This window comes from Bradyrhizobium icense (assembly GCF_001693385.1).
Classification (GTDB): Bacteria; Pseudomonadota; Alphaproteobacteria; order Rhizobiales; family Xanthobacteraceae; genus Bradyrhizobium; species Bradyrhizobium icense.
On the sequence record NZ_CP016428.1, the window covers coordinates 4,410,489 to 4,428,489 of the forward strand.

An 18,001-nucleotide genomic window follows, 5' to 3' on the forward strand; every position below is an offset into this window, starting at 1 on the left:
GCTTTTATGGGGCGAAAGCGCCCCGGGCAACCCTTTTGAGGCGTCCGGACGAGGGCCCGACAAGGGACACGATGCTGCCGTCGTGCTGGATCGCAAATCCGAGCCGACGGGCCGCAAACCAGTATCGCACGAACATCGCACCGACGATGCCGACCAGGGCGCCGGCAACCACGTCACTTGGATGGTGGGCGACCAGCACCAGACGGGTCGCCGCAATGATGAGGGCATAGACGGCCATCGCAAGGCGAGCATTCGGCCAGATGACCGACACCGCGAAGGCGAGCGCAAAGGCTGTCGTGGCGTGGCCGGAAGGAAAGCTGTAATAGGCCGGGTTGCCCGCGAAGTGCGAGAAGTGGAAAGCGTTGGCCTCGCCGCCGACAAATGGCCGCCCGCGGCCGATGCTGTATTTCAGCACTTCGGTGACCAGACTGGGCACGGCAACGGCGCAGAATATGAACTGCAGCCGCGTTCCGAGACCGAGCAACAATGATCGTCTGATGCCATGCAGGGCCGGTGCAGCGATCGCGACCGCGATCAGCGATACGCCCAGCACCGCCAGCACATATTCGTCCTTGCCGAAATCGGTGACAATGCGGACCCACCACAGCGAGGGCGTACCGCGCTTTGGCATCTGGGCGATTTCCCACGCGTCGATCGTATACATCAGCACCACGATCGCGGCGCCGAGACCCGCCGAGATCCACAAGACGTGACGCGCCGCGCGGCGAGCGGCTTCGGCCCGCCGCGAGTGCGACGGCGACCGCACGAGCTGCGCCAACGACAGCCACGCCAGCGTGGCGAAACGCGAATGATAGTTTTTGGAATCGACGACAGAAGGGCTCGCAGCCATCTTACTCCGTGCCTTCCGAGCGGAAGATGGCAATCGAGATCGCCTTGCCCTGCGAGATGTTATAGCCCTCGATTCGCTTCGCTACATTGTAGCGCAGCCCGATCGCTTCGGCGCGCTGGACGAAGGCGCGCTCGGTGCGCCATTCGACCAGCGCGAAGCGGCAACTGCCCTGCCCGAGGAAATCGGCCGCACCCGATCCGTCGGTGAGCAGCGTGCCGGTGCCGGTCATGAATACGAGGCTCGGCTCGTGAAAGCCCGCGGCCGCCGCCTTTGGCCCGACGCAGACCACGTTGCGAAGCGCGCGCGCGATCTCGGCGCTTGGAAACATGGCCGTCAGCGACGGCATGACGATGCCGTAGATTCCGACCGCCAGAAACATCGCCGCGACCACGGCATTCAGCAGCGAGCGCTCGGCGCGGCTGTCCTCGAACATCCACCACGCGATCAGGCCGAAGATCATCGCTGCCGCCAGGAAGGGCCAGGCCGGAAATGCCGGGTAATGCGTCAGCTTGATGGCGCCGATGACGGCGATCACGGATGCCCCGGCCGGAATGACAAACCACCAGGCCGCACCGCGCATCAGCCAGGATCGCGACAGCACGCGGCGCTCCAGCGCGCCGGCGGTGAGGATCGCAATCGCCGGATAAAGCGGCAGCACGTAATGCGGCAGCTTGGTCAGTACCGCCTCGAACACGATCCATGACGGAACCAGCCACGCCAACAGATATTGCGCGCCGGGCTCCCGCCGCGCGCGCCATACCGCTGGCGCCGCCATTCCCGCCAGCGCCGCGCCCGGCCAGAACGTTACCCAGAACAGCAGCAGATAGAGGCCGGGCGGCGCGCCATGGGACTCCTGTGCCCCGAGCTTGCTCAGCATGTCGCCGCCGAGCGAATTGGAGAAAAAGGCCTCGCCCGCGCGCCAGAAGATCGCAACGAACCATGGCAGCACCAGCACCAGCGTCCACATCAGCCCCCAGACCGGGCGCAGCCGCCACAGCCATGCCGCCGAGCGGTCCAGGATCGCGAGCGCCATGATGGTCAGCCCGACGAACATCAGGATCAGCGGCCCCTTGAGCAGGATGCCGCCGGCCAGGGCCGTCCAGAAGATCGCGGGCGCGGCCCAGGGCGGACGCACCGGATCCTCGCCACGCTGCCAGGACAAATAGACCCGCGCCATCGCCCCCATCGCGGCGACGACGGTCAACAGCAGCATCGCATCCGTTTTGGCCAGCCTTGCTTCGGCGCCGAGCAGGACGGAACTGCACATCATCAGCGCCGCCAGCGCGGCGCCTCGTCGCGTGACAAAGGCCAGCGCCGCCCAGTAGGTCAGGAGAACCGCGCCGATGGCGCCGATCAGGGAAGGAATCCGGTAGAGCCAGATGCGCAATTGCGCGCGCGGCAGGCCGAGCGATGAGGCGGTTTCGACCACGGCGGCCTGCAGCCAATAGATGCCGACCGGCTTCTTGTAGCGGACGTCGTCCTGGAAGCGGATATCGACGAAATCGCCGCTCTCGACCATCTGCTTGGTCGCCTGCGCGAAGCGCGCTTCGTCGCGGTCGATCGGCGGAATATTGAAGAATCCAGGCAGGAACAGCACGATGCCGCACAGCACCAGAAACACGATGGCGCGAAAGTGACTCGCGGTGGCGAAGTCGAACACAGCCGCCACCCTGCGGCCGGAATGCGCAGGTTTTACAGGCTGTTGGCCCGCTCCAAAGCGTGGGGGCTGCAAGGTTTCCACCATGCTGTTCGCATACGATGAAACCGCACTGCAAACAACACCGTAAGACCCTTAAGTCGCGGTCATCAGAGCGTTTTTCCTTACTGTACCCGGATGACCACGGTATCGGCAGCGCCGGTCGCGTCGATCACCGTCAACCGGGCAAAGCCCGGTCCCGGCGGGTCGACCAGGCGCTGACGCCGGCTGTCGATCTCGCCGACGGAGGCGCCGTTCATCATGATGGTCAACGGTAGTACGCCGCCGGCAACTTTGACCGGCATCGCGGCGGCCTGGCCGTTACCCGAACGGTCGACGTCGATGCGCGAACCGTTCAGGGGAAATTGAATGCGCGGAGTGGAATCGCTGCCGGTCCGCATCAACTCGCCGACCGGACGGAACCGCCGCAACGGCAACGGCAGCTTGGCATTGCCAGCGATCAGCGCACCTTTCGGCGGCTTCGGCAGCGCCGCCGGGATTTTTCCGGTGCGGGCAAAGGCGTCGAACAGGATCGGCGCGGCGGCAGTGCGGCCGATCAGGCCGGGCACCGGCGCGCCGTCGGGACGCCCGACCCACACGCCGATGGTGATGCGGCCATCGAAGCCGACCGACCAGGCGTCGCGATAGCCGTAACTGGTGCCGGTCTTGAAGGCGATTTTGTTGTGCACGCCGTTTTCCGGCGGCGGCGTGCCGAGCAGCACGTTGCCGACCTGCCAGGCGGCGGCCTGGTCCATCAGCCGCAGCGGCTCGCGCTCGTCGCTGGTGAGCATGATTTCACGCAGCGGCTTCGCCGCGCCGAGCCGCGCCAGTCCGGCATAGAGCTGCGCCAGATCCTGCAAGGTGACGCCGACGCCCCCAAGACCCATCGCAAGGCCCGGCGCCTCGTCCTTCGGCAGCACGAGGTTGCCGCCCGCCTGCTTCAGCCGTGACGACAGCCGGCTGGAGCCGACGCGATCGAGCAGCGCGATTGCCGGCACGTTCAGCGAAAGCTGCAGCGCCTTGCGCACCGGCACCGTGCCCTGGAACGTCATGTCGAAATTTTCCGGCGCATAGGAGCCGAAGCGGATCGGACGGTCGTCGATCAGGCTCTCGGGATGCACAAAGCCATCCTCGAAGGCGAGGCCGTAGATGAATGGTTTTAGCGTCGATCCCGGCGACCGCACCGCGCGGGTCATGTCGACCTGTCCGGCGCGGCGCTCGTCGAAATAGTCCGACGAGCCGACGCGCGCCAGCACGTCGCCCGTTTCATTGTCGACCGCGATGATGGCGACCGAAATGTTCGGACCCTGCGCCACGGCACGGTCGCGCGCCAACGCTTCCAGCGTTTTCTGCAAGCCGGAATCAAGCGTGAGCTTGATCAGCGGCGTATCCTTCACCGTCGCCGTTGCGGCATCGGAGGAATGCGGCGCGAGGATCGGCATCGGCTTGCGCAGCCGCGGCACCGCGACCGCCTTGGCCTGTGCCGCGTCCGCTTGCGACACGACGCCATCCTCGACCATCCGCGCCAGCACACGGTCGCGCGCGGTATGGGCCGCTTCCGGATGACGGTCGAGCCGGCGGCGTTCCGGCGATTGCGGCAGCGCGACCAGGAGTGCGGTCTCCGCAAGCGAAAGCCGTTTCGGCTCCTTGCCGAAATAGGCGATGGAAGCAGCGCGGATGCCTTCGAGATTGCCGCCGAATGGCGCCAGCGCCAGATAGAGATCGAGGATTTCGTCCTTGCTCAGTTGCCGCTCGAGCTGGACCGCGCGCACCATCTGGCGCAGTTTTGCATACACCGAGCGCTCGCGCCGCGGCTCCATCAGCCGCGCCAGTTGCATCGTAATGGTCGAGCCGCCGGAGACGATGTGGCCGCGCGTTAAGAACTGCAGCGCAGCCCGCCCCAGCGCCAGCGGATCGACGCCGCCGTGCGACCAGAAGCGGCGATCTTCATAGGCGAGTAGCACCTTCAGATAGCCGGGATCGACTGCCGTCTTCGCATCCACCGGCAGCCGCCAGCGTCCGTCGGCCATCGCATAGGCGCGCAGCAGCTTGCCGTTGCGATCGACGATGGTGGTGGATACTTTTCGTGCCTCTTCCAGCGGCAACGGCCCGAGCGAGTAGACCCAGCCAGCGAATGCGGTGGTGACTACGATGAAGACGAAGGCGAGCGTTACGGCGATCCGGAAAAAGCGATGAGGTCCAACACAACCGTCATGGCCGGGCTTGTCCTGGCCATCCACGTCTTTGCTTCCTCGAATGGAGGAAGACGTGGATGCCCGGATCAAGCTCGGGCATGATGACCGAGATTGCGCTGACGCCGCGTCGCTCATCTCATCTTCACTCATTTCGCCGGACGCACCTCAACCGAACCGGTGCCGGTACGGCCGTAGCGCGAGGGGTTGTACATGTCCTCGACATAGGCCTGCGGCAGCACGTATTTGCCGGGCGAGACCGCGCGCGCGATGTAGGCCACCGTGAACACCGCCTGGTCGTTGCTGGCGCGATCGATCGCCGCCGTGAAGCGGTCGTCGCGGAACTCGGTATGCTCCGGCTCCTCTCCGTCCTCGATCCAGTCCAGCGTGCCGGAGTCACCGGACGACACCAGGCGCGGGTTGTCGATCTCGAGGCCGGCCGGCAGATAGTCGGCCACCATGATGTGCCCGTGTTCCGGCTTGGCCTCGGTGATCTTCAACACCACCGCGAAGCGATCGTTCTGCTTGGCCTTGGTGACGTCGGCGGGCTTGCCGTCGAGCGTGAAATAATTCCGCTCGATCTTGAAGCCGTTGGAAGCTGCCGGCTCGGGGGTAACCGGCGAGCCCGAGACCGAGACCACTGCCTGCACCGGCGCATCGCCGGTGTTGGTGATCTTGACCGGCTTGCCGGCTACCGCCTCGGCCTTGTAGCTGCGATAGACGGCGGCCTTGACCGGCGATCCGTCGATATCGAGCGCCAGCGTTTCCTTCGACAGCGCCCGCGCGGCCAGCACCATCCACGCATTCTCCTGCGTCGAGGTGTAGGGCGTAAGCCCGCGCGCCGCTTCGACCCGCTGGACGGCCTGCGTCAGCGTCGCCCGCGGCGCGTTGCCTTCGCTGGCGAGCGAGACCAGCGCTGCCGCGTCGCGCAGGGCCGAGCCGTAATCGACGCGGCCGAATTCGAGCACCGGTTTTGGCGCCAGCGCATCGAGCGCTGCCGCGTAGACCCGTTCCGCCCGCGTCTTGTCGCCGACGAGCGCCAGCGCCGCGGCGAGCTGCGATTTCGCAATCGGCGTCGCGAGATTGTTCAGCTTGGTGTCGGCAAGATAGCGCAGGTCGCCGATCGGCGCTGCGCCATTGCGGGCAAGCACGTAAAGGCCATAGGCCAGATCGCGACCGCCGTCCTTTTCCGGCTCGTCGGCATTGACCACCGAATTTCGGATGCGATCCAGCGCGCTCTTGAACAGCACGTCCGGCACCGCAAAACCCTTTTCGCGGGCGCGGGTCAGGAAGTCGGTCACATAGGCGTCGAGCCAGGCGTCTTCACCGCCGGCCGACCACAGGCCGAACGAGCCGTTCGAGCCCTGGCGGGCCAAGAGCCGTTCGATCGCATCCTTGATGCGCTGGTCGACTGCGGTATCCATCGCCAGATGCGCGCCGGCCGCCAGATCGTTGACGTAGAGCAGCGGCATCGCGCGGCTGGTGATCTGTTCTGAACAGCCGTGCGGATAGCGATCCAGCGCCTTCAAGATGGTCGCCGCATCGAGTGCGGTGGACAGGCTCACCGACAGCGACACGCTGCCGGTGCCCGACACCAAGTCGGAGAACATGTCCGGGGTCAGCGTCAGGCTTTCGCCTTTGGCCAGTGTCCGGATCGAGCGCCGCGCCAGCACCTGCGTCGCCGCCTTGACGTCGAGCGCATAGTGCCGCGCCAGCGTCAGGCCGTTCGGGCCCTTGATGTCGACGTCGAGATTGGCGGTGCCTGCGCCGCCGGCATCGAGCGCCAGCGACATCGAGGTCCGCTGCTTGGCCGCTAGTTTGACCGTCGTGCTGGGATTACCCGTCACCTTCACGGGTCCCGAGGTCTTCACGCTGATGCTGTAGTCGCCGGGCGCGCCTTCGACATTGTCGAGGTCGAAACTCATGGTGCCCTTGTCGCCATTGAGCAGGAAGCGCGGCAGCGTCGCCGTCAGCACGACGGGATCGCGCACCGTGACGTCGATGGTGGCACGGCCGAGCTTGGTCGCAGTCCACGCCACCGCCATCACCCGCGCGGTGCCGGCGAATTCCGGAATGTCAAAACCGATCTCGGCGGTGCCGTCGGCGCCAACTGTGACGATGCCGGAATAGAGCGCGAGCGGCTTCTGCGTGGGCGGCGAGCCTTGCAGCTCGGCGCCGGCGGCGTCGCCGCCGGTCCTGATCTGGCCGCGCGTGCCCTGCATGCCGTCGATCAACTGGCCGTAGAGGTCACGGATTTCAGCCGTGAGGCGGCGCTGACCGAGATAGTAGTCATCAGGCGCCGGCGGCTTGTAATTGGTCAGGTTGAGAATGCCGACATCGACCGCGGCCACGACGACCTTGGCGTCCTCGCCGGGATTGAGCCCGCCGAGCTTGACCGGAATCTTCAAGCTGGTGCCGGGTCGAACCAGCGGCGGCGGCGACAGCGCGACGGCAAGCGTGCGCGCCTTCTTGTCGATGCCGAACCATTTGAGCCCGATCGCCCGTCCGGGCATCCGCAACGCCGCCGCGTCCAGCGGTCGCCGCAGCGTCGCCAGCACATAGGCGCCGGTGCCCCAGTCCTTGCCGACCGTCAGCTTGACCTGCTGCGTGCCTTCCTTGACGTCCACGGTCTGCGTCGTCAGCAGGCGGTCGCCGAGCACGTTGACCGTCAGCTTGCCGGACGTGCGCGCATTGACCGACACCACCATGGTATCGCCGGAGGCGTATTCCGGCCTGTCGATCGAGGTCTCCAACAAATCAGGCGTATCGGCGCTGCCGTCGGAATACCAGCCGACGTCGAACTGCACCGAGGTGATCGGGCCATCCGCCTCGTTCGATTTTACGTCCAGGCGATAGCGGCCGGGCTCCGGTGCGACCGATACCCGCGCCGCCTTGTCTGATGTCAGCGTCAGGTCGCCATCGGCAACGCGTTTGGTGGATTTGACCGGCTCATATTCCCAGGACGAGTACTGGCGATACCACTGATAGCGCGACTCCATTTTCAGCAGTTCGTAGCGCAGGCCGTCGCGCGACAGTTGCTTGCCGTCCGGGCTGACGAACACCACGTCGAATTCGGCCTTGTCGCCCTCGGCGACGCTCTTGTCGCCGAACAGCGGCTTGATGCCGATCAGCGCCGCCGTTGGCGCTACCGGAAGCACCAGCTTGCGTTCCACGGCGCGGCCGCCGGTCTCCACCATCCGGATGAAGATCTGCGCCTCCTGCGGCTGGGTCGAGGTCGGTGCCTTTGCCAGCGATACCGGGAAGGTCGCGACACCGTTGGCGTCGGCCTCCGGCAGGTTCTCGATCGGGGTGCGCTCGTTGGAGGCGGTTTCCTCGTCCGCCACGCCGAACTGGTAGCCGGGATAGCCGGGCCGCCCGGAGGCAGCGGGGGCGACCAGCACGTCGCCTTCGAGCTGCAGGCCCGACGCCGGCGCGCCATAAAGGAATTTTCCTGCGACCTTCAGTTCAAGCGGAGTCTCCGGCCTGATTGCCTTCTCCTTGGCGGATACCTCGAATTCGATCCGCTCGGGAATGTAATCCTCGACCATGAAGGTGGTCTCGCCGACGGACGAACCCTTGGGGTCGGTAAAGGCGCGCACCCGCCAGGTCCCGGTCGGCACCGCGGAATTGAGCGGCAGCGCAAGAGAGCGGCCACCTGCGCCCTGGTCGGGGAGCTGGGCGCGGCGGAATTCGACGCCGTCCGGCCGCTCGATCACCAGCGTCAGCGGCCCGCCGGCCATGGCGTTACCCTGCCCGTCTCGGAGCAGCGCGGTCAGGTAGACCGTCTCGTTCGACCGGTAGACGCCGCGCTCGGCATAGACGAAGGCGTCGGCGCCGGCCGGCACCGCCCGCCCGGACACGCCGCGGTCGGTAAGGTCGAAGGCGCTGGTCTTCAGGCTGAGGAAGGCGTAGTCCGCCTTCTCGCTCATGACCGTCAGGAGCGCCGGCGACAGCCCGCCTTCGCCGCGCGCAAGCCCGGCCTCGAACAGCACATGGCCGGCATCATCGGTCTTGCGGGTCGCCAAAATCTCGTTGTTGCGCGCGACCAGCCGCACCTCGGCCTTCGATACGGCTTCGGTCGAAGCCAGCGAATTGACGAAGACATGGATGCCGTCATTGCCGGAAAACGCTGTTAGCCCCATGTCGGAGACGATGAACCACTGCGTCGCCAGCGAGCCGTCATCGTCGCCGCCGCTGCCGGGGCCCTTGGCCGCCGCCGTCATCACATAAACGCCGGGTTGCAAATCGCCGAGCGCCTGGTCGACCGGGAAAGCCGTCACGACGTCCTGGTTCAGCGTGGAGGCGGTGGCAAGCTCGCCGGACCAGACCTTGACGCCACGCTCGTTGCCGAGATCGGAAAGCTGGTAGCTGGAGAGTGTCTTCTGGAAATCGCTGTCGACCACCGTGTTGATCAGGTTACGGTCGCCGATCCGGAATACGTTGACGTTCACCGAAGGCGTATTGACGCTGACCAGCGGAATGCCGCGCTGGCCGGTGCGCGGCAGCACGTAGGCCCGCCCGGTGAAACGCACGAACGGCTTGCGGTCGCGCACATAGATGTTGAACTCGGCCGATTTGGGCAGGCTCTCCTTCACCGTGGACGGCAGGCCGGCGCGCAGATTGACGTTGTAGCGCTCGCCATGCTTCAGCCCGTCGACGCAGAGCTGCTTGCCTTCGCTCGTCAGCGCCGGCTTGTCGGTGCCGGCCTGCGCCACGAACGGCGCGAAATCGACCCGCTTGGCGAGGTCTTCGGAGAACTGGAAACAGGCGCGCGGCGAGGCGCCGTCGGAATCCACGGTATAATCGAGCAGCCGGAAGCCGTGCTGGTCGCGCATCTTCTCGTACTGCCCGCGGACCTCGGCGACCTCGCGCATGTCGAGCGACAGCCGTAGCGCATCCAGCGCCGGCCGCCACAGCTTGCGTTCGGACATGGCGCGGCCGAGCACGGCCAGCGCATCGGCCTCCTCGGCCTGGTTGCCGGCGCGCTGATAGGCGATGTAGGCCGCGGTCGAGGCGCGCTCATACAGGAAGGTCTGTTCGCTGGAGCTGGCGGCGCGGATCTGGAAGATGGTCTTGGCGAGCCGCAGCCAGTTGGCGCTGTCTTCAGGCGTGGTGGCGGCGATCTGGCCGAGGATCTGCAGGCCCACCCGGAAGTCGGCGCGCTTGAAGGCGGCGTCGGCGTCGTTGCGCAGCGTCGCGGAGGATTTGGCCACCGGCCCCGCCTCGCTCTTGATCTGGGCCTCCAGCTTGACCGCCGAATCGGCCAGCTCGTCGCGCTTGAACGCCTTGTCCGCAGCCCCCGCCGCCGTCAGGCCAAGCGCCAGCGTGGCGCAAATCACTGTGGCGCGAACCAAACCGATCATGATGGGCTCCTTGCCGCGGACAGATGCCGCGTAACGACCAAAAAAGGCGCGAAAAGGTGACGGACTGATGGCGGAGGTGAAGGCTTGCGATAGGATCGCATGCATGGCGCTGGCAGTCCAAACGGTCCCGCCCGCCCTGACCGGCGGATCGCCGGCGGGTAGGCATGTGTGTCAGGGCGGACTATATGAGACAGCCCGCCGTCTGGCTTTGTCGCCCCCTTGAGGAAATCGGTTCGACCGTCTTGGCGGGAAAGCGGATTTTTCATATTGGCAGTGCTAGAGAGGCCAAGGCGATGGCCAGTTGTCTATCGCCCGGACGGTCCCGTAGCTCAACTGGATAGAGTAGCGGATTTCTACTCCGCGGGTTGCAGGTTCGAATCCTGCCGGGATCGCCACTACTTCTGATGATCAATCAACAACTTGGCGCGTTCCGCCGTTCGTTCTAGCACGCGAACCGTGTTGCGCGGCGTTACACGTCGCTGACAGCGATTTCAACGCCTTACAAGCAGCTACAAGCAGCTCCACGCAACACGAGCGCAACACGGCCTTTCCTGCTTCGTTCGCATCTGAGGGGGATACCGACGCCATCGGACTTGTCGTTCTGATTGTCGCAATCGTCGCGCTATTCATTGCCGCCAAGCTGCAGCCGTGTGGACCGAAGAAGGGCCCGCCGACGTGAATGTCACGGCACGTTGCTGACCTTCCTGCTCTCGCCAATGCTGTACGGCTTATTGAGAAAGTAATCGCGATTGCCTAGCGCCTTCTCCGCGTACTGATCGATGGCGACCATGATGGCCTGGACGTGCTGATAGCAGTAGCCTTCACGTGTCGCCCGCTGGCGCACTTCGGCAAGCGCCCTGATCCACGGCGAGCTGTCGGCTTTCTCGTCGTACCACTGCAGCGGCTCCGGCATTTCAATTCTCTCTGGATTGTCCGGTAAAGGCCTTCGGCCCCGCGCCCGAGCTGGTCGTACAGGCGAAGGCGTCTGAAAAGGATCTCGATTTCACGGTCGTTTCTCACGATGAGGCAAATAGTACAAAACGTGAACGAGATGACAAGCCGCTAGGAATAGGCTGTGCTAGCGCGGAACACCCAAGATCATTGCCCGAGTAGATTTTATTGCCCTGGTCGACCTCGTTTGAGGACCCAATACCGCTTCCAAATGGCCGGCGGCTCCTCACCCTGAGGGATGCCGCCAGCCACATCATGAAGTTGCCGCAGGCCGAACACTCCGCGCCGGAATGGCAGGCCGCCATGGAGGCGCTGATCCTTGTTGCTGAGAAAGGTGGCCCGACGATGTTGGCCAGGATCGGCGTCATGCGGGCGTTGAACCGTCATGTCGAGCGGGTCTTCAACCCCGATCTCAAGAAGCATCACTGGGGCAAGCGTAAGCTGAAGAGGGATCAATGACGACGGTCTGGATATACGTCGACACCAGCAAGGAAGTCGGCGACGTTGACCACCTTAAGGTCTTTGCGAGCCAAGACGTTGCCGAAGCCTGGTTTAAGGAGAACGATCCGGAAGGCGTGGCCTTCGAATATGAAGTCCTCGATGAAGAGGCCGCCAACTGAGGCGGCCCTACTCTCTATTTTGCCAAATTCCTTACGGCTTGCGGGGGTTGCAGTCCGGGTGATGTCAGCCACTCGTTGATATGGGCGGCGGTATCGAGCTGACCGATCTTTTTGAGGAGCCTGTCTAACTGAGGGCCGGGTTTGAGCTTGGCGGCCTCTGCTTCCAGCTTGGCCTTTTCGGCGGCGATATTCTCTTCGAATGTGTGGGGCTCTGGTCGACGGCGACGTTGCATGACACAACCTCCTGCTACGGGTCCTAACCGTTGGGTTTGCAAGTCCGTCTCTTAATATGCCGATGCCCGGGCGTCGGTTCCCTTGTGAACTTTCAAATCAGGCCACTGTGATTTTCAAAACCGGCCACCGTGACTGGAAACCGGCCAGTACCACCTCACCGAATGAGAACAAATTAAGAAATGAGAACGGAAAAGGCCCGCCAGCGTGAACCGGCGGGCCTAAAAGGATCATCTCAGCTCAGCGTGGCTGCTGCCTTGCCAAGCCCGTCTATCAACGGCTCCAAATGCTGCTCGCAAAGCAATTCGGGGTCGCGTCGGCGTGCCTTGGCCAAGTGGATCAAGAAAGACAATAGCCCAGCCATTGTTGTTGGCACCGTCTCAATCAGATTATCCACCGCGTCCGCTTCCGCCGATGCCGGGCCATTAACTACAGCGTCAAGGTCTCCATACACCGCATCTCGGGCCTTCTCGATTTCGTCCAGCTTCTGGCAAAAACCCTCTCTCAATTCCCTGTTCTCGTCGCCCGGGAGATACACCTCAACATGGCGGCTGGTCCAGGCCTCAACAAACTCTATCCCGTCCTGCTCATAGGCAACGGGTAGCTTGAAAAAGTCGTCGTCAATATCGGCGCCCGCGCGAAGATCTGGGATCACCACCATGCGCTTGCCGGCAATCTTGTCCGCCAGATCTTGCAGTCGGTCCGATTCGGCGCAGGCCGCGCGTACCTCTACATAGGCTTTTTCGTGCGCTTCGATCGCGGCATAAACCGGATCGGGCAAACGGGCAGCAACTGGCCGCAGCGCTGGCGATCCCCTTTCGGCAATATCGTCGGCAAGCGACACGGCAACTTCCCGGTGTCGGTCGTGGTCCTCTATCAGCGTACGCAGCCGCAAGACTGCGGCCTTGGCCTGCATGCCATCCGCCCCCAACGCAGGGACTACCACTAGCGTTGCTATATAGTCGTCTCGCTCGCGCTCACGTGCGTGATAATCGGCGCGGCTATCGGCATCGTCGCCGAATTTGTCGTGCAGGTCGCTAATGGCTTGATCGGCGGCCCGTACACCACGCGCGGCCTGCACTAGCTCTGCATCTTGCGATGCCTGATCGGTGGCGTTCGATGGCGCGGCTGGAGTGGTCTCAGGGAAAATTGATGCGCCCGCGACGGCCGCGCTTCCAACGAACATGTTCATGATAGTCCTCCTACTGACTGCAGCCCCGTCCGAACGAATCTCCGAACCGGAGGATGGTTCTGGCTCGTTTTTGACTCCCTGCCCTGCATGGGCGTGGCTGGTCGGAATCACTGGAGGTGAAGACAATTGAACGGCGCCTGGGGCGCTGGGTATCGATGAAGACGCAGAAGATCGTGGCGTGCTATGCACGCTGTCAGCCTTGGGCATGGGTCGCTTCCTTGCTTGGGGTTAGAGCCGGGCAGGATGTTTCCGCACTTGCCCGGCTTGCTATTTTATGACATCATGAATTTATGAAGTCAAGAATAAATAACGTTAAAAAATCGCGCGGCCGCCCCCCTGTGGAGAGCGAGGCCGTGACTGTGCGCATAACGACTGATGGCCTGCGACAGATCGACGACTGGCGACGGCAGCAGGGCGATCTGCCTGGGCGGCCAGAAGCCATCCGCCGGCTTGTAGAGCTGGGGCTGAAGGCGAAGGCGAAATGAGCGACTAGAACGCACAAAATTGCAACGAGTAACACTTTGAATTTGCTTTGGTAATTTGTCAGTAAGCAGGTTCAATTGAGTTCCATCGTTAACGTTTGTGTAAGACCGACTTGCAAAATATGGTCTTGAAACCATATGGCGTCCTGTGCATTAGTTAGTCCATGGCATGGGATGTCCTTCTGGCAGATGAGTTTGAGGGGGAGTTCGCTGGACTCCCTCCTGACATTCAGGACGAACTGTTGTCACGCCTCAAGCTGTTGGAGCAATTCGGCCCCCAACTGGGCCGTCCAAACGTGGACACCTTGGACCATTCCTCCTTCCCTAACATGAAGGAGCTTCGGTTTCGGCTCGACGGGCTGTGGCGATTCGCATTCGCCTTTGATACGCAAAGGCAGGCCGTCATTTTGGTTGGCGGCGATAAAGAAGGAGAGAACCAAGACCGATTCTATCGCGACTTAATCAAAACAGCCGACGAGAGATTTGGAAATCACCTAAAGCGACTGAAGCAGAGTGAGAGTAAAAGGGGATAGCCATGAAAAACATCAATCAAATCATCCGGGACTTGCCGCCCCAGAGGCGTGCGAAGATTTCCTCGCGAGCCAATGAATTGATTGGCGAGGAAATGGCTCTTCAGCATGTGCGCAAAGCGCTTGATCTCACGCAAGAGCAAATGGCGAAACTGCTCGGCATAGGACAAGATAGCGTGTCTCGGATCGAAAGCCGAAGCGATATGCTCATTTCAACGCTTCAGAGCTATATTGAGGCTATGGGCGGTTCGCTGAAGGTCATCGCCGAATTCCCTGACGGAAGAGTATCTCTCTCAGGATTAGGATGCGAACAGACAAAAAGATCCAAACGACCGGCCCCAACAAAAAGGCCAACTCAGCCTCGCCGCAAACTCAGGTTGGCTCACGCAGAAGCTTGATCAAAACCAAAGTCGAACACAGAGACCGCCTTCGGGCGGTCTTTTTGTTTGAGTGACCGCATTGACTCAACCGCCGCGGGAAGGTGGAATGGGGCTTTTGGGGAGTTGAGTTATGCGTATATTGTTGTGCGTTGCTTTTTTGCTGACGGTCATATTCAGCCACCATCATTCCGCGTCGGCGGCCACAGTGTTAATCAACGCTTCTGTCGGCGGCACAACGATTTTTTCTAATAACTGTCCGGGTCCGTCATCGTGCACGCCGGATGGATACCTGACGCCTCTTTACCAAGTGAACCAAGGAGATGTTGTTGACCTCGGATCTGTGGAATTAGGACCAGCCTTCACAGGGCCTGGACGTAGCCAGTTTCCTATCTACAGTTCTTATCAGGGCGTCCTAGGCTTCAGCTGGGGGCCGCTAGCCTTCAGCGCTACTGGGCCCCTCTATGCCAGCTGTTTTGGCGATGGATGCATACCCGACACGCCTCCCACTCTTGTCGAAAGGCTGCTCTTTCTCGTTCCCGCGGGAGCGACAGAACTGCAGCTGGCCTTCACGGGGCCCTACTCCTACCAGCCGCCGAACGTTACGGCTGCGGTACCAGAAGCCTCAACTTGGGCGATGATGATCCTTGGATTTGCTTATTTTGGATATCTGACGCATCGCCGCCGCAAGATCTCCCGTCGTGCGCAAGTAGGCGGAACGCTCCCCATTCCGTTTGTTACGAGATCGCTGCTGCTAGCTATCCCAATTGCAATAGGATCTTGTCTGTGCGGGCCGGCCACTGCGGCTACATACAATATTGATGCGTTTGCTCCTGGCGGCTTGCCAGGCTCCGCCCGTACTTGGCAAATAGACGGCGCTGGGGCCTTCGACGGCTATAATGGCTATCAAACTGCATTCTACGAATTTCTCCCAGGCGACCATGTGAATTTCGGGTTCATTATCTTCGCACCCGAAATCATCAATGGACGATATCAAAACTACGTCAGGCGCGGCTCTGTTGGAGTTCAATATTCATTTCCTGGAGAGTTTCAGCAACCTTATGATGTTCTCGCGTCCTGCTGGCTGTGGGACGCCGACTGCGCAATAAGCGACAGCTATCCCAACCTAACCGTTGGGTTAAATTTTCTGTTGCCGCCCGGAGCAAATGGAATCCAAGTGTTTTGGAGTGGCACGTACTCGTATGCGCCACCCGTTCCAGAACCTTCAACATGGGCAATGCTGTTGATCGGGTTCGCTGGTTTAAGCATTCTTGGAAGATCTCGCCGCAAAACCTCCACAGCTCAACTCCCTATCACATAGGCTCGTGCGGCTACCGCTTGCCGCTGCACCGCCCCGATATCTTGATAGCCCGTCGAAGCGCTGGACACAGGCAACGCCCCCAACATGCCAGCCTCTGCAGCCGGCGACGATGAGCTGATAGCGAAATTGTTGGAGCCTGGATTAACCAGCAGCGGATCACTAGAGGATTCCGTGCTGTTGAGAGTGAAGCCGGACACCCCACTGTTTGCGTCAGCACTATTGTAAAACACGTTGTTGGAATGCATCGACACAAGCTGCCCTGAGCCGGCCGCCCACTTTGCCGTTGCAACGCCGGTCAATGTGGATTGGATGATATTGTTGACCAGGAGAACGACGCTATCTGCGTCAGCAACTTCAAACCCGGAGTTGCCGTTGCCGTAAATTGTGTTTCCATACACAAGCAAAGCATGGCTTTGAGCGGTCGTGGACCCCGAGAAATAGATGCCGCGGCCGGTATTCCCTTCAATAACGTTCCCGACGATCGCCACGCCTGGCCCGGTGCCGCCTTCGGTGATTCCGTCCACCGTGCAATCGTGGATGTAGTTGCCCACGATGAGCCCCATGGTCACGCTGCTCTGCGGGTTGATCCCGCTGCCAATGACAGGCCCAATCTCGCAGCCCTTTATGACACTGCCGTTGCCGGCCATTACAATGCCGTGCTGTATCGAGCCGCCGCTCGAACCAGAGATTTTGAGATTGTAGACGTGAGCACCAGCCGAAAGCTGCATAATTGCTCCGTTTGCTGTGCTGGTAATTTCCAAGTTCTCGAAATGCCACCCAGCATGGCTTACGCTGATCGGAGAGACGCCCGCACCCGTGTTCGCGAGCACTGGCCGCACCCCAGATCTACCGATGACCCGAATGCGGCCACTTGTATTATCACCCGCAACGTTAGACGTGATGTAAGTCGAGGTTTTGCCCGACGGCGTATTGTTGAACTGAAGGGTATCACCAGCCCGCAAAGCATTGACGATTACGTTCGCAGTGTTGGACGATGGGAAGACATACTGACCCCCAATCCGCCAGGAGTTTGTGGTCATGCCGGTAGGGGCCACGTCCAAAGTGACTTGCGGCGTAGCGCCACCAGACCCCGAAACAGCCGTAATCCAAAAGATCGTTCTATTAGTGTTGGTCGCTCCAGCGATGTTGATTGTTGACTGGCTCGCGCCCGATGTCTCCACGGAGGAGAGATCAGTTCCGGAGTCGAGCTGTACGGTCGTGCCAGAAACGAAGGTAGCGCTCGTGCCGGTGAGCGTTGCCGACGCGCTATCAGTCGATCCAGAGTTTGCGGGATTGCCGCCAGTGTCAACGTAGAGTGTTCCCATCTTCTATCCAAGTACTGTCAGGCAATGCCCAACGATTGATATTTCAGCGCCCGATTGAAGGGCGCGTCTGACTTCCGCCAATTCGCGAGCGCCATTCGCTTTGCGATCTGCAGGGCCGTCTCTCCAGGCTGCAAAACGTATGAACTTGCTTTGCCGCCGATCGGCTTTCCCTTTTCGTCCGTCAGCGTCACAGTGTTCTCTTCAACGATGAAATGAACATCGATCACGGCGCCGGGGTCGCCGGCCTCGCTGTCCGCAAAACGAGTCTGGGCCCACGTCGTTTGCACCTCAGGCTTAGGCTTGCGCGCCGCCCGTTGCTTGCTCGCGCCATGCGCTCTGATCTTCTGTGCCCAGCTTGCCATTCAAGCGACCTCCCGCGGCAAGGACTCTTTCCAGCGCTGATAGGCCGTCTCCCAGGAGCAACCCTCCTCCCCCATGACTTGGCTGATCTGAAGCATGGCGATCGTCTCTTCAGCGAACGTCAGGTTATGCTCGCCTAGCTTCGCAATGAGTGCCAATGCCTGACCTGTTTCGAAACCCGGTACTCCCACAAGAATTGTCGGAGGCACCGGAATCTCTTCATGCAACGGCTTCCAGAGATGCAGGCAATAGGGATGGGTCTTGACGTATTGCGAGAGCGGCGGATGCAATTGCATCACGCACTCCTCTTCATCCCAGAACAGATCCTTGACGAAGCACATCTCTTGCCAGTTCGGCGAACGTGATTGGTCTGTATTGACCGACACGTGCTCCCAACCCGCTTCAGTCGCCGAAGTGACTTGAAGCGCACAACCGCAAGGTCCCTGCACAATGAAACGGCCATCCGCGCCATGATCAGGGAAGATGCCCGTATCCCGCACGCGGCCAAGCT

The 18,001-nt window shown here is 61.9% G+C and carries 15 protein-coding genes and 1 tRNA gene; 6 read left to right on the forward strand and 10 right to left on the reverse strand.

Going from position 1 to position 18,001, the window contains the following annotated elements; all coding sequences use genetic code 11:
* Positions 1-4 precede the first annotated feature (4 nt).
* The 4 genes from LMTR13_RS20760 to LMTR13_RS20775 all read right to left on the reverse strand — a co-directional run bounded on the left by LMTR13_RS20760 (position 5) and on the right by LMTR13_RS20775 (position 10,101).
* The gene (locus LMTR13_RS20760) at positions 5-850 is read right to left on the reverse strand and encodes a phosphatase PAP2 family protein (protein ID WP_065729447.1); all 846 of its coding nucleotides are present in this window, start codon (positions 848-850) and stop codon (positions 5-7) included.
* 1 nt (position 851) lies between these two features.
* Positions 852-2,594, reverse strand: coding sequence for an ArnT family glycosyltransferase (locus tag LMTR13_RS20765; protein WP_065729448.1), 1,743 nt, complete (start codon positions 2,592-2,594; stop codon positions 852-854).
* Positions 2,595-2,671: 77 nt separating this feature from the next.
* Positions 2,672-4,786 (reverse strand): penicillin-binding protein 1C, encoded by a 2,115-nt coding sequence (gene pbpC / locus LMTR13_RS20770; RefSeq protein ID WP_065729449.1) that lies wholly within the window; start codon positions 4,784-4,786, stop codon positions 2,672-2,674.
* Between the two features lie 101 nt (positions 4,787-4,887).
* Positions 4,888-10,101, reverse strand: coding sequence for an alpha-2-macroglobulin family protein (locus LMTR13_RS20775; RefSeq protein ID WP_065732850.1), 5,214 nt, complete (start codon positions 10,099-10,101; stop codon positions 4,888-4,890).
* A 318-nt stretch (positions 10,102-10,419) separates the two neighbouring features.
* On the opposite strand from LMTR13_RS20775, the gene LMTR13_RS20780 reads away from it, so the two are divergent.
* A tRNA-Arg gene (locus LMTR13_RS20780) sits at positions 10,420-10,496 on the forward strand.
* Between the two features lie 287 nt (positions 10,497-10,783).
* Here the strand turns inward: LMTR13_RS20780 and LMTR13_RS20785 are convergent.
* The gene (locus LMTR13_RS20785; RefSeq protein ID WP_065729450.1) at positions 10,784-11,014 is read right to left on the reverse strand and encodes a hypothetical protein; all 231 of its coding nucleotides are present in this window, start codon (positions 11,012-11,014) and stop codon (positions 10,784-10,786) included.
* 293 nt (positions 11,015-11,307) lie between these two features.
* Between LMTR13_RS20785 and LMTR13_RS20790 the strand changes: the two genes are divergently transcribed.
* Positions 11,308-11,511, forward strand: coding sequence for a hypothetical protein (locus LMTR13_RS20790; protein WP_335622026.1), 204 nt, complete (start codon positions 11,308-11,310; stop codon positions 11,509-11,511).
* Positions 11,508-11,672 (forward strand): hypothetical protein, encoded by a 165-nt coding sequence (locus tag LMTR13_RS41755; protein WP_197520876.1) that lies wholly within the window; start codon positions 11,508-11,510, stop codon positions 11,670-11,672. The genes LMTR13_RS20790 and LMTR13_RS41755 overlap by 4 nt, the downstream gene beginning before the upstream one ends.
* A gap of 14 nt (positions 11,673-11,686) precedes the next feature.
* On the opposite strand, the gene LMTR13_RS20795 is transcribed toward LMTR13_RS41755, so the two are convergent.
* Together LMTR13_RS20795 and LMTR13_RS20800 are read right to left on the reverse strand one after the other, a co-directional pair.
* Complete coding sequence (locus tag LMTR13_RS20795) at positions 11,687-11,905, reverse strand: hypothetical protein (RefSeq protein ID WP_065729452.1); 219 nt, start codon at positions 11,903-11,905, stop codon at positions 11,687-11,689.
* Between the two features lie 233 nt (positions 11,906-12,138).
* Positions 12,139-13,095, reverse strand: coding sequence for a hypothetical protein (locus LMTR13_RS20800; protein WP_065729453.1), 957 nt, complete (start codon positions 13,093-13,095; stop codon positions 12,139-12,141).
* A 646-nt stretch (positions 13,096-13,741) separates the two neighbouring features.
* Here LMTR13_RS20800 and LMTR13_RS20805 point away from each other — a divergent pair.
* The 3 genes from LMTR13_RS20805 to LMTR13_RS39440 all read left to right on the forward strand — a co-directional run bounded on the left by LMTR13_RS20805 (position 13,742) and on the right by LMTR13_RS39440 (position 15,805).
* Positions 13,742-14,110, forward strand: a complete 369-nt coding sequence (locus LMTR13_RS20805) for a type II toxin-antitoxin system RelE/ParE family toxin (protein WP_065729454.1) — start codon at positions 13,742-13,744, stop codon at positions 14,108-14,110.
* 2 nt (positions 14,111-14,112) lie between these two features.
* Positions 14,113-14,505 carry a helix-turn-helix domain-containing protein gene (locus LMTR13_RS39435; protein WP_083219108.1) on the forward strand — a complete coding sequence of 131 codons (393 nt, stop codon included), beginning with the start codon at positions 14,113-14,115 and terminating at the stop codon, positions 14,503-14,505.
* 112 nt (positions 14,506-14,617) lie between these two features.
* Positions 14,618-15,805 (forward strand): PEP-CTERM sorting domain-containing protein, encoded by a 1,188-nt coding sequence (locus LMTR13_RS39440; protein WP_083219109.1) that lies wholly within the window; start codon positions 14,618-14,620, stop codon positions 15,803-15,805.
* On the opposite strand, the gene LMTR13_RS20810 is transcribed toward LMTR13_RS39440, so the two are convergent.
* From LMTR13_RS20810 to LMTR13_RS20820, 3 genes are read right to left on the reverse strand one after another with little or no spacing between them, the layout of a single operon-like run.
* Entirely contained in the window at positions 15,787-17,130 is a 1,344-nt protein-coding gene (locus LMTR13_RS20810) for a right-handed parallel beta-helix repeat-containing protein (RefSeq protein WP_065729455.1), read from the reverse strand. The genes LMTR13_RS39440 and LMTR13_RS20810 overlap by 19 nt on opposite strands.
* Before the next feature lie 17 nt (positions 17,131-17,147).
* A complete protein-coding gene (locus LMTR13_RS20815) occupies positions 17,148-17,492 on the reverse strand; it encodes a hypothetical protein (RefSeq protein ID WP_065729456.1) in 345 nt (114 codons plus the stop codon).
* Positions 17,493-17,990, reverse strand: a complete 498-nt coding sequence (locus LMTR13_RS20820) for a DUF7694 domain-containing protein (RefSeq protein ID WP_156795694.1) — start codon at positions 17,988-17,990, stop codon at positions 17,493-17,495. It lies immediately after the preceding gene.
* Positions 17,991-18,001 lie beyond the last annotated feature (11 nt).